Source organism: Mycobacterium sp. ML4 (assembly GCF_054515735.1).
Map to the genome: position 1 here is coordinate 107,987 of NZ_JBTNSY010000011.1, position 11,535 is coordinate 119,521.

12 protein-coding genes are annotated in these 11,535 nt (G+C 68.5%); 6 read left to right on the top strand and 6 right to left on the bottom strand.

Going from position 1 to position 11,535, the window contains the following annotated elements; translation table 11 throughout:
- The first annotated feature begins 104 nt into the window (after positions 1-104).
- A complete protein-coding gene (locus ACX9NE_RS14575) occupies positions 105-1,454 on the top strand; it encodes a lipase family protein (RefSeq protein ID WP_459362810.1) in 1,350 nt (449 codons plus the stop codon).
- Here ACX9NE_RS14575 and ACX9NE_RS14580 read toward each other — a convergent pair.
- From ACX9NE_RS14580 to bioB, 3 genes are read right to left on the bottom strand one after another with little or no spacing between them, the layout of a single operon-like run.
- Positions 1,451-2,116 carry a DUF2567 domain-containing protein gene (locus tag ACX9NE_RS14580; RefSeq protein WP_459362811.1) on the bottom strand — a complete coding sequence of 222 codons (666 nt, stop codon included), beginning with the start codon at positions 2,114-2,116 and terminating at the stop codon, positions 1,451-1,453. The genes ACX9NE_RS14575 and ACX9NE_RS14580 overlap by 4 nt on opposite strands.
- Positions 2,113-2,340 carry a biotin synthase auxiliary protein BsaP gene (gene bsaP, locus ACX9NE_RS14585; protein WP_459362812.1) on the bottom strand — a complete coding sequence of 76 codons (228 nt, stop codon included), beginning with the start codon at positions 2,338-2,340 and terminating at the stop codon, positions 2,113-2,115. The genes ACX9NE_RS14580 and bsaP overlap by 4 nt, the downstream gene beginning before the upstream one ends.
- A 10-nt stretch (positions 2,341-2,350) precedes the next feature.
- Positions 2,351-3,403 carry a biotin synthase BioB gene (gene bioB / locus ACX9NE_RS14590; RefSeq protein ID WP_459362813.1) on the bottom strand — a complete coding sequence of 351 codons (1,053 nt, stop codon included), beginning with the start codon at positions 3,401-3,403 and terminating at the stop codon, positions 2,351-2,353.
- Positions 3,404-3,575: 172 nt separating this feature from the next.
- Here bioB and ACX9NE_RS14595 point away from each other — a divergent pair, with 172 nt between their 5' ends.
- The 5 genes from ACX9NE_RS14595 to ACX9NE_RS14615 all read left to right on the top strand — a co-directional run bounded on the left by ACX9NE_RS14595 (position 3,576) and on the right by ACX9NE_RS14615 (position 9,201).
- Positions 3,576-3,719 carry a hypothetical protein gene (locus tag ACX9NE_RS14595; protein ID WP_459362814.1) on the top strand — a complete coding sequence of 48 codons (144 nt, stop codon included), beginning with the start codon at positions 3,576-3,578 and terminating at the stop codon, positions 3,717-3,719.
- Between the two features lie 120 nt (positions 3,720-3,839).
- A complete protein-coding gene (locus tag ACX9NE_RS14600) occupies positions 3,840-5,621 on the top strand; it encodes a hypothetical protein (protein WP_459362879.1) in 1,782 nt (593 codons plus the stop codon).
- Between the two features lie 4 nt (positions 5,622-5,625).
- Positions 5,626-6,012 (top strand): hypothetical protein, encoded by a 387-nt coding sequence (locus ACX9NE_RS14605; RefSeq protein ID WP_459362815.1) that lies wholly within the window; start codon positions 5,626-5,628, stop codon positions 6,010-6,012.
- Complete coding sequence (locus ACX9NE_RS14610) at positions 6,009-7,370, top strand: hypothetical protein (RefSeq protein ID WP_459362816.1); 1,362 nt, start codon at positions 6,009-6,011, stop codon at positions 7,368-7,370. Before ACX9NE_RS14605 ends, ACX9NE_RS14610 begins: the two co-directional genes overlap by 4 nt.
- Positions 7,371-7,506: 136 nt before the next feature.
- A complete protein-coding gene (locus ACX9NE_RS14615) occupies positions 7,507-9,201 on the top strand; it encodes a PE family protein (protein WP_459362817.1) in 1,695 nt (564 codons plus the stop codon).
- Positions 9,202-9,203: 2 nt separating this feature from the next.
- Here the strand turns inward: ACX9NE_RS14615 and ACX9NE_RS14620 are convergent, their stop codons facing one another.
- Genes ACX9NE_RS14620 through ACX9NE_RS14630 form a run of 3 tightly spaced genes read right to left on the bottom strand, consistent with a single transcriptional unit; the run spans position 9,204 to position 11,532 of the window.
- Positions 9,204-9,716 (bottom strand): 2'-5' RNA ligase family protein, encoded by a 513-nt coding sequence (locus ACX9NE_RS14620; RefSeq protein ID WP_459362818.1) that lies wholly within the window; start codon positions 9,714-9,716, stop codon positions 9,204-9,206.
- The gene (gene bioD / locus ACX9NE_RS14625; RefSeq protein ID WP_459362819.1) at positions 9,716-10,390 is read right to left on the bottom strand and encodes a dethiobiotin synthase; all 675 of its coding nucleotides are present in this window, start codon (positions 10,388-10,390) and stop codon (positions 9,716-9,718) included. The genes ACX9NE_RS14620 and bioD overlap by 1 nt, the downstream gene beginning before the upstream one ends.
- On the bottom strand, positions 10,387-11,532 hold the full coding sequence (locus ACX9NE_RS14630) for an 8-amino-7-oxononanoate synthase (RefSeq protein ID WP_459362820.1): 1,146 nt from the start codon (positions 11,530-11,532) through the stop codon (positions 10,387-10,389). The genes bioD and ACX9NE_RS14630 overlap by 4 nt, the downstream gene beginning before the upstream one ends.
- Positions 11,533-11,535 lie beyond the last annotated feature (3 nt).

Here is an 11,535-nt window from a genome sequence, read left to right on the forward strand (position 1 = left end):
AGGCGCTGGCCGCTAAGAGCAGCCGGCGCCGCATTGTGACCAGCCTGACCGCAGCCTCCGATTCGAGATCGCGGGGCGCGACGAGGGCGGTGAAGGGAGCCTTGATGGTGGAGCTCGCGAAGCTGGGAGGCGAAACCGGCCCGGACGGGCTGCGTTGGATCGGGCGACCCCCGCACGAGGATCTGCAGCGCAGGGTCAAGCCCCTGCTGCCCCTCGACGACCCTTTCTACCAGCCGCCGGCGGGTTTCCAGCATGCCGCGCCCGGCACCGTGCTGCGCTCTCGCGACGTCGAACTCGCGTTCATGGGCCTGATCCCCCAGTCCATCACCGCCACGCAGTTGCTGTACCGGACGACGGACATGAACGGCAAACCCGAGGCGACCGTGACGACGGTGCTGCTTCCGAAGGAAGTCGCACCCGGCAAGACCATGCCGCTGTTGTCCTACCAGTGCGCGATCGATGCGATCTCTTCCCGGTGTTTCCCGTCCTATGCGCTGCGGCGCCGCGCCAAGGCCGTCGGCTCACTGGCGCAGCTGGAGCTGCTGCTGATCAGCGCCGCGGTCGCCGAGGGCTGGGCGGTGTCGGTTCCCGACCACGAGGGCCCGCGCGGATTGTGGGGCACCCCATATGAACCCGGCTACCGGGTGCTGGACGGGCTGCGGGCCGTGCTGAGTTCGGAACGCCTCGGCGTGCCCGCATCGGCGCCGATCGGGCTGTGGGGATACTCCGGCGGCGGGTTGGCCAGCGCCTGGGCCGCGGAAATGTGCGGCGAATACGCCCCCGAGCTCGACATCGTCGGTGCGGTACTGGGATCACCCGTGGGCAACCTGGGAAACACCTTCAAGCGACTCAACGGCAGCCTGCTCGCCGGGCTACCCGCGATGGTCGTCGCGGCGCTCACCCACGCCTATCCCGACCTGGATGCGGTGATCAAGGAACACGCCAACGAAGACGGCTTGGCCATGCTCGACAGCATCGAGCGCATGACCACCGCAGCAGCTGTCATCTCCATGGCTAAAAAGAACATGGGCGACTACCTCGACGAGCCGCTAGAGGACATTCTGGCCACCCCGGCGGTGGCGCACGTATTCGACACCACCACCCTCGGAGCCGCCGTGCCGGTACCGCCGGTGCTGATCGTGCAAGCCGTGCACGATTACCTGATCTGCGTCGACGACATCGACGCGCTGGCCGACTCCTATTCCGCCGGCGGCGCTGATGTCACCTATCACCGCGACGCCTTCAACGAACACATGCTGCTGCACCCGCTGTCGTCGCCGATGGCGCTGCGTTGGCTCATCGACCGGTTCGCCGGCCGACCCATCACCGACCACCTCATCCGGACCACTTGGCCCACCATGTTCAACCCGATGACCTACGCCGGCATGGCACGTCTGGCCGTGATCGCGGCCAAGGTGATCACCGGCAGGAAGATCCACCGCCGCCCGCTTTAGGGCGCGCTCACCCGGTCCGGAGCATCCGGCGGCAGCGCGACAGGTCGCGGCTCGACGGGCGGGTAGCCGCCCAGATCGTCACGGACCGCCCCGGTCGCTGCGAAGGCATAGATCAGCGCCGCGGTGGCCGTCGGGGACAGCAGCGTGGCGGCGATCTGGAGCGGCAGGTGGCCGAAGAACACCGGCGGCGCCTGACTGACGTAGGTCACGTTGTGGTCGCCGGACGCCAGCGCCACGGTGTCGAAATTCAGTGCACCGTAACGCATCAGTACCAGGAGGGCGCCCACCCCGGTAGCGGCCGCCGCCGCTGCGATCAGCCCGATTGTCAACGCGACAACCATCTGCGGACCGCGGTGATCGCGCCATTGCCATACCGCGACCGCAGCCACCACCGCCACCACGCCCAGCAAACCGAGCAGCAGGAACGGCGCCACGAAGAAGTTCTGCGATTCGCTGCCCAGGTAGTCGTGTACCCGCTCACCTTTGCGGCTGATCGCAATGACGGCGCGGATAGGCGGGGCGATCCACGCCCAGAGGACCCCGACCAGGATGCCGGCGGCCGTCAGAGCGAGGATCACGGTGAGCAGCGCGCGGTTCCGCGACGTACGCGGACCAGGCGGGGGCTCCACAGGCTGCGGAACCTGCGTTACGGCCTCCGTCATCGCTGCACCTCCAGGTCCGCGGAGTCAACCTGTCCGTGCCGCGAGCACCGTGCCCACCAGCCGTCGGGGCGAACCTGCACGATCATCCGGCGTCCGCATTCGGCGCAGAACCGGGGCGGTTCCAGACCCAACTGAGCTGCCGTGGGCGTGGCCGTACCCGCCGGCTCCCCGGTGTAGACGTTGAAGACACCAGCTCCGACCGGAGCGCCCAGGTTTCTCGCCACGCTTCTCTTTCTACAAGCTCGCGTTGAGCGCCTTGAGCGGCATCTGCAGGTCGTCGAGCAATTTCAGATCGGCTTCGGCGGGTCGGCCGAGCGTGGTCAGGTAGTTGCCGACGATCACGGCATTGATCCCGCCCAGGATCCCCTGTTTGGCGCCCAGGTCGCCGAGTGTGATCTCGCGGCCACCGGCGAACCGCAGCATCGTCCGCGGCAGTGCCAGCCGGAACGCGCCCACCGCTTTGAGGGCCTCGCCGGCCGGCAACACCTCCAGGTCGCCGAAGGGTGTCCCGGGGCGCGGGTTGAGGAAGTTCAGCGGCACCTCGTGCGGGTCCAGTTCGGCCAGCTCGGCCGCAAATTCCGCGCGCTGTTCCAGCGTCTCGCCCATGCCCAGGATTCCGCCGCAGCACACCTCCATACCCGCGTCGCGCACCATCGACAGCGTCTGCCAGCGTTCTTCCCAGGTGTGCGTGGTCACCACATTGGTGAAGAACGAGCGAGCCGTCTCCAGGTTGTGGTTGTAGCGGTGTACACCCATCGCCGCGAGCCGCTCGACCTGCTGAGCGTCGAGCATCCCCAGCGAGCATGCGATGTGGATCTCCACCTCGTTGCGGATCGCCTCGATTCCGGCCGCAACCTGGGCGAGCAGCCGCTCGTCGGGCCCGCGCACTGCCGCCACGATGCAGAACTCGGTCGCTCCTGACTTGGCCGTCTGCTTGGCCGCCTCGACGAGGCTGGGAACGTCCAGCCAGGCGCTGCGCACCGGGGACTGGAACAGACCCGACTGCGAACAGAAGTGGCAGTCCTCCGGGCAGCCGCCCGTCTTGAGGCTGATGATGCCTTCGACCTCGACCTCCGGCCCGCACCAGCGCATCCGCACCTCGTGGGCCAGGGCGAGCAGTTCTTCCAGCCGTTCGCCGGGCAACTGCAGAACCTGCAGCACCTGGTCCTTGCTCAGTCCCACACCACGGCCGAGCACCTGTTCGCGGGCAACCGCAAGGATGTCGTCGTTGCGGCTGCTGCCGTCCTGGCCGGTATCGCTGGTCGGTCGAGTCGGCGCTTGAGTCACCGGGTACTCCCCTGCTTGTTGATCGCATCTGGCCGTGGCCGGACGGTGTCCGGGCCGCGTCGTGATGGCGGTCCGGAGGAAAAGGTGTTCAGGTTAGGGTAGCGGGCGCCTTGTCGACGGATACCGAGCGGTTGTCGGGATACGACCGGGCACGGGAGGGTATGGCAGCACCGTGAGCGATCCGCCCGTCACCTATCTGGCCGACCACGCTATCTGGCTGGCCATACCGGCGTTTCTGCCGGCGCTGATTGTCGCCGGAGTGGTGCTCTACGTCGCGATGCGCAACCGGCGGAGCTCCGGCAAAAAGCAGGATTGACCAGCCCCGCATTTGGGCATTACAGGTTCGTCCAAGTCGGCATCGGCGGTGCGCAAACGGGAGGCGATCGCGGTGGAATTGACAGTTGTTGCGGAGGCACCCGCGGCTCGCGGAGCCGCACTGAATCAGGTAATCGGGCTCTCGGTCGCCGCGCTGGTCATCACACTGGTCATGCTGGCTATCGGCTACGCGCACCGCACCCGTCGAATCATGTGGCTGGAGCGCTTCGCCGACTGGCTCGGAGTCAAATTCAAGCGCCCGTCCTGGGTGGCGCTGCCGGTGCTGGTCTACACCTCGTCGATCATCTGTGCGCTGTTCGGTTTCATCTGGGACGTCAGTTGGCACATCGGCGAAGGACGCGACCCCGGCCCGCTGGCCAATCCGGCCCACTACTTCATCATCATCGGCCTGTTCGGGATCTTCCTGGCCGGCATGATCGCCATCGTGCTGCCGTTCGACGAACCGGGTCCGGCGCCGGTGCGGATCACCGACGACTGGCACGCGCCCGTCGGCGGCATCTTGATGGCCGGCTGCGGAATGTACGCCCTGTTCGGGTTTCCGCTCGATGACATCTGGCACCGCATCTTCGGTCAGGACGTCACCCTGTGGGGGCCAACGCACCTGATGATGATCGGCGGTGCCGGTCTTTCGCTGTTCTCGGTCCTCATGCTGGAGTACGAAGGCGGCCGCGCGCTGCCCGATGCGCCGCCCGAGAAGCCGTTCGTCAGATTCCTGCGCTACCTGTCCTGCGGCGGACTGCTGATCGGCTTGTCGGTCTACCAGATCGAATACGACTTCGGTGTCCAGCAGTTCCGCCTGGCGTTCCATCCCATGATGATCGCCGGCGTCGCGGCACTCGCACTGGTCGTGGCCCGCATGACCCTGGGCAAGGGCGCGGCGATCATCGCGGCTCTGTTCGCCATCGCGCTCCGGGGAGCAGTTGCGTTCATCGTCGGCCCGGTCCTGGGCGCACCGGTCAACTGGTTCCCGCTGTACCTCGGGCCGGCGGTGGTGGTCGAGCTGCTTGCCCTCACTCCCCTGTTCAAGCGCCCCATCGCGTTCGGCGCCGTCGCCGGTCTGCTGGTCGGGACCGTCGGACTCTGGCTGAGTTCGCTGTGGGTAGGGGCGGTCTACCACTACCCGTGGCCCACCAGCATGTGGGGTGAGGGCCTAGCCATGGCCGTGCCCGTCGCGGTGATGATGGGACTTTGCGGGGCACTGACCGGGATGGTCCTCACCGGACAAACCCTGCCGCGCCGTGCTATCGGCATCGCCATCGTCGTGGCGACCGTCGTCGTGATCGGCGGCGCGGTGGCCAACGGCCTGCACATCGTCATCCCCAGCAAGAACACCGCGACCATCAAGTTGACCGAGCTGCCCAGCGAGCCCGGGAAACGGATGGTGTCCGCGGACGTGCAGATCAACCCGCCCGACCTCCTCAAGGACGATCCCGACTGGGTGTCGATCACGTCCTGGCAGGGAAAGATGGAGAACAACCGTGGTCTGGTGATCGACCGGCTGCAGCGCGTCGGCCCCGGGCACTACCGCAGCACCCAACCCATCCCCGTGTGGGGATCGTGGAAGACCCTGCTGCGCGTCCAGGACGGCTACACGATGACCGCGGTGCCGATCTACGCTCCCGCCGACGAAGCCATCCCGGCTCCCGAGATCCCGGCCCAGCCCGTGATCACCCGGCCGTTCGTCCTGGAGAACACCATCCTGCAACGCGAACGCGACCCGAACGCGCCCGAGTGGCTCTTTACCGCCGGCTCGATACTGGTGCTGATCTTCACGCTGATGGTGATCGCCGGCCTGACCTGGGGCGCCGGCCGGATCAACGGCGAAACGACCAAACCCAAACGAGCGGAGGAGGAACAGCACCCCCTCCCCCGGGCGGCGTGAGTCGATGACGGCACGCATCCTCGCCGCCGTCTGGGCGGCCGCGTTGACCTGCGCACTGGTCGGCTGCGGTGGGAGTAAGCCGGGTAATTCGGCCGGTAGCGCGGCGAGCAGCTCGACGGCACCCGGCCTGACGATCGAGGTCACCATCGCCAACGGCCAGGTGACCCCGACGAACGCCGCGCTGCAGGCCAAGGTGAAAGAACAGATCGCGTTAAGGATCACCAGCGACGTCGCCGACGAGCTTCATGTGCATTCGGTGCCCGATCACAAGCTCGAGATTGCCGCGGCGCCCAACCAGACATTCCAGTTCACCGTTGACGTTCCCGGCAGAGTCGACGTCGAACTGCATCACCTCAAGCGCACGATCGCCACCATCCAAATTCAGCCGTGACCACGGCTGGCCTGGTCCTGGCGCATGGCCTCGGCGGGTCCAACGACCTTCCTGTCCCCTACACGTTCGCGCTGATCGGCGCGGCGTGGGCCCTGACGTTCACATTCGCGTTGGTCGCCCTGGCGTGGAAGAAGCCGCGGTTCGATCCGGCCAAGCCGGGACACCCGCTGCCAGACCTGGTGACGACGCTGGTCGATGCCCGCGCCACCCGTGCGGCGGTGGCGGGCCTGGCGTTGCTTTTCACGATGTGGGTGCTGCTTGCGGGGGTGTTCGGCCCACAGACGCAGGCCAATGGCTTGCTCGGCGCGTTTTACGTCCTGCTCTGGGTTGGGTTGGTCGCTCTCTCCTTGATTTTCGGGCCGGTGTGGCGCGTCGTCTCACCGGTCCGCACGGTGTACGTCGTGCTGCGGCGATGCCTGCCGGGCCGGCGGCGACGCGCCCGGTTGTCCTACCCCGAGAGCTGGGGTTACCGTCCCGCCGCGCTGGGTTTGTTCGCCTTCGTCTGGATGGAATTGGCCAGTCCCGACTCGGCCTCGATGTTCGCCGTGAAGATCTGGCTGCTGACCTACAGCCTCGTCCTGCTCGTCGGGGCATGGCTGTACGGCCAGCGCTGGCTGGCCCGGGTCGACCCGTTCGGCGTCTACAGCATGGCGGTGTCCCGGCTGTCACCGTTCCGGCGCCATCCTGAGAGCGGCAAGATCGTCATCGGCAACCCGTTCGACCACCTACCGTCGCTCCCCGTGCGCCCCGGCGTGGTGGCGGCGCTGGCGGTACTGCTGGGCTCCACCGCGTTCGACAGCTTCTCCGCATCGCCGACCTGGCGCAACTTCTCCGACGGGGTCGCCCGCGCGACGCACGGGGTGCCGGAGACGCTCACGTCCTCGGCACTGCGCACCGTCGGCTTGATCGTGTTCATTTCCGTTGTGGCACTGACATTTTGGTTCGCCGCACGAGCCACCGGCGGAGTGGATGCCGAGCAACGCCGAGCGTTGCCCGGCCAGATGGCGCACTCGCTGATCCCGATCGTGGTCGGCTATATCTTCGCGCACTACCTCACGTACCTGGTGGAGCGCGGCCAGCACGCCGTCATCGCGCTCGCCGATCCGCTGGGCCGCGGCTGGGATCTGTTCGGGCTGGCCCACCAGCAGGTGGCGTACGTGTTGTCGATGCACCCCGCGGTGCTGTCCACCATCAAGGTGACCTGCGTGGTCACCGGGCACATCGTCGCGGTCATCGCCGCACACGACAAAGCCCTGCGGTTGCTGCCGCCGGCACATCAACTCACCGGGCAGCTCACCATGATGCTGGTGATGGTGGGCTACACCTTCATCGGCCTGTATTTGCTTTTTGGCGGGTGACCGCGAGTGGCCGGCCTCCCATTCACATTTGACTTTTCTATGAATAGTTCGGTGAGCCCCCGAAAATCTTGCGTCATTCCACAGGCGTCTACTACTGAGTTGCGTCTGCCGTTGCAATTCGCGTAGGAGGGTCGCCGTGTCTTTTGTTCTCAGTGCGCCAGGCGCAATCGAAGCCGCGGCGTCAGACTTCTCGGTAACTCTTGCGAATCTTTACGCTGCCAATGCCGCCGCAGCCACACGAACCACGGGGTTGCTGGATGCGGCGTCCGACGAAGTTTCGGCCGCGATCACACGCGCGTTTCGCGCGCACGCGCAGCAGTATCAAACCGTAAGCGCGCGTGCGACGGCGTTCCATGACCAGTTCGTACGGGCTTTGACCTCCAGCGGGAACTTGTACGTCACGGCCGAGGCCGCAAACGCCTCGCCACTTCAGGCGGCGCTGGACCTGTTCAACGCGCCAGCTCGGGCGGTGTTGGGGCGCCCGCTCATCGGCGATGGCGCCAACGGCGCGGCGCCCGGCCAGGCGGGCGAAGCCGGCGGACTGCTATTCGGCAACGGAGGGAACGGCGCGCCGGGCGCCGCCGGCCAGCGCGGCGGCAACGGTGGTGCTGCCGGACTACTCGGCAACGGCGGCGCCGCGGGCGCCGGCGGGAGCGGCGCGCCCGGCGGTACCGGCGGCAACGGTGGTTTGTGGTACGGCAACGGTGGCGCCGGAGGCATGGGCGGAGCCGCAACGACGCCCGGCGGAAACGGCGGAAACGGCGGAGCCGGCGGCAGCGGCGGGTTGCTGTTCGGCAATGGTGGGGCAGGCGGGGCAGGCGGCCATGGCGCGACCGGCACCAGCGGCAACCCGGGACCCGCCACACCTGTCAGTCCGGCGGCTGATGGAGGCAACGGCACCAATAACGATGGCGGCACCAGCACAAATGGCCAGTCCGGCGCACCCGGTGCCGTCACCGGTCAGCAAGGAGGCAAGGGCGGCACGGGCGGCGTCAGCGGGTCAGCAGGCCTCGCGGCAGAGCGTCTGAACAGTGGCGATGGCGGCGCAGGGGGAAGCGGGGGCATCGGGGCCGCCGGTGGCGATGGCGGCAAGGGCGGCATAGCTCAGGGCGGCAGCAATGATCAGGCCTTCGGAGGCAACGGCGGCAACGGCGGGCCCGGCGGCGAAGGCGCACCGGGCGGCAAGGGAGGCAATGGTGGGGAGGGCTCCATTCAAGGTGCTCCGGGCTCCGCAGTTGGCGTCGGCGGCGATGGCGGTAGTGGCGGAACAGGCGGCGTTGGCGCCGCTGGGGGGGACGGAGGAGATGGTGCCTACGGCCTCACATTTGGCGGTAGCGGAGGCAATGGTGGCACCGGGGGTGTCGGTGCCGCCGGCGGAACTGGCGGAGCGGGGGGCCACGGCGGCGCCGGCGGCCGTGGCGGCCTGGTATTTGGAAACGGCGGAAGCGGCGGCGTCGGCGGCCTTGCGGGCGACGGTGGCGCCGGTTCTGTTGGTGGACAGGGCGGAAAGGGTGGCAGCGGTGGCGGCGGATCGTTGCCCACCATAGCTGCCGGCAATGGTGGTGACGGAGGCAGCGGGGGGGCTGGGGGCGACGGCGGCGACGGCGGCGACGGGGGGAACGGCGGTGCGGGCGGCGCCGGTGGGCTGTTCGGAAATTGGGGCAACGCCGGGCTCGGCGGTAGTGCGGGCACCGGCGGCGCCGGAGGTAGCGGCGGCGCCGCAGGCGCAGGTGGATCGTCGGGCGGAAAATTGGCCGTGGCGGGCACACCGGGTCAGATCGGTGGCAACGGCACCGCCGGTTCGGAGGGCCGCCCCGGCCAACCCGGCTGAGGCTAACCCAGCGGGTACTCGACGCGCTGGTCGCCGTCCCAGCGACGCAGACCCGCAAAGCGCCCGTCGAACTGCGCCGGCCGTCCGGTGATCTTCAGCGCTGTCCCGAGATCTGCGCCATCCATCCGGCGAGCGAGCGTGACGTGTGCCGTCCACTGGCCGGGCAGGCTGTTGGCCATCGGTTCGGGCAGCAGGTGCGGCCCGCACAGCCGATGTACCTCGGCATGCAGATCCAGCAGTTCGCGCGACGGCACCACCAACCGGGTGAGCACGATGTTGGCCCGGCCGAAGAGCACCGGGGCGCCGATGACGCAGCGCTGTGGCAACTCGCGTGTCACCGGAACCAGCAACTCGTCGACGGCGGGATCGATCCGTTGGGCCACCGCCACTGTCACATGGGGACGGCCGGGCGGAATCCGGACACCCACCTTTTTCAACGCGGCCAGGTCGTCCCACATCCGCCGCAGGACGACCTCGGTCTCGGGGTCGAAGAGCAGCTCGATGGAGTGCGCCATCAGGACACCAGCGACCGCACCCAGTCGCCATCGAAGGCCGCCGCACTCATCGCCGCGAAATCGGCGGCAGCAGCAGAACCCTCCGGCAGCGCGGCGCGCACCGGTGCCAGTCGATTCAACTCCGCCCGGTTCGACCACTCGACCAGTCCGGGCTGCGCCGGCCAACTGCCGATCACCAACCCGGCGCATGAAACATGCCGTGTTGCAAGGGCTTCCAACGTCAGCGCGGTGTGGTTGAGGGTACCCAGGCCGGCTCTGGTCACCACCAGCACGGCCGCCTCCATATCACCGGCCAGATCACGCAGGGTGGTACCACCCCCGGCGAGTTGGACCAAGAGCCCACCGGCGCCCTCGACCAGGGTCAGCCGTCCCGGCCGGTCGACCCCACGAATCACGCGCAGCACCTCGTCACGGCTGGGCAGAGACATCCCCGCCTGCCCGGCCGCGGCCGCCGGGCACATGGGCAACGGGTAGCGCGCCAACCCGGCGAGTTCCGTGACCCCGGACAGCCGCCCCACTTCGGCCAGATCGTCGTCGCCGTCGGCGGTGCCGGTCTGGGCAGGCTTGCACACCGCGACGTCGATGCCGAGTTGGCGCGCGCAGGACGCCAGCGCCGCGGTGGCGATCGTCTTGCCGACACCTGTGTCGGTGCCGGTGACGACCATTACCGTCAAGGGCGGGCGCCGGCCAGCACGTCGGTGAGCACGCGCCGGGCCAGGTCGAGTTCGTCGGCGCTCAGTGATGCGCGTGCGGTCAACCGAAGCCGGGAGGTCCCAGCCGGCACGGTCGGCGGCCGGAAGCAGCCCACCTTGACGCCCGCATCCAAGCAGGCAGTCGCCGCGGCCAGCGCGATCTCGGGTTCGCCCAGGATCACCGAAACCACCGCCGACTGCGGAACCTCGGCGACGCCACACACCTCGGCCAGCGCGGCGGCATGGCCCAGTACTGCCGCCGGCCGCCATGGCTGGGACTTGAGCAGGCGCAGCGCGGCCAGCGCGGCTCCCACTGCGGCGGGCGCGAGGCCGGTGTCGAAGATGAAGGGCCGCGCCGCATCGATCAGATGGGCCCGGACCTCGGCGGCGCCAAGCACCACCCCACCCTGGCTACCGAGCGCCTTGGACAACGTCGTGGTGACCACCACGTCGGGCGCACCGGCCAATCCGACCTCATACAACAGGCCGCGCCCGCCACCACGTACGCCGAGGCCGTGGGCCTCGTCGACGATCAGCAGCGCACGATGCCGCCGGCACACGTCGTGCAGATCGCGCAACGGCGCCAGCGCGCCGTCGGCGCTGAACACCGAATCGGTGACGACGACGGCGCGCTCCTCGGCACGCGAGGCCAATGCCGACTCCACGGCGCTGACATCCCGATTGGGCGTCACCACCACGCGGGCCCGGGACAACCGGCAGGCATCGACCAGGGATGCGTGCGAATACGTGTCGGACACCAACAACGAACCCGGGCCGGACAGACTGACGACCGCACCGAGGTTGGCGGTGTAGCCCGAGGAGAACACCAGCCCCGCGGCGGCGCCCACGTACTCGGCGAGCTCGGACTCGAACTGCGCGTGCAGTTCGGTGTCACCGGTGACCAGGCGAGAACCGGTGGCACCGGCGCCCCACACGCGCAGCGCCTGGACGCCCCCTTCGATGACGTCGGGATGCTGGGACAGGCCCAGGTAGTCGTTGGAGGCCAGGTCGAGTTCGGTGCTCACCGGCGCACGCGGCCGCAGGGATCGGCGCAGCCCGGCCGCGCGGCGCTGGATCTCCACGGCTTCCAGCCAGGCCAGCGGGGACGTCTCGGTTGACTTCATCGC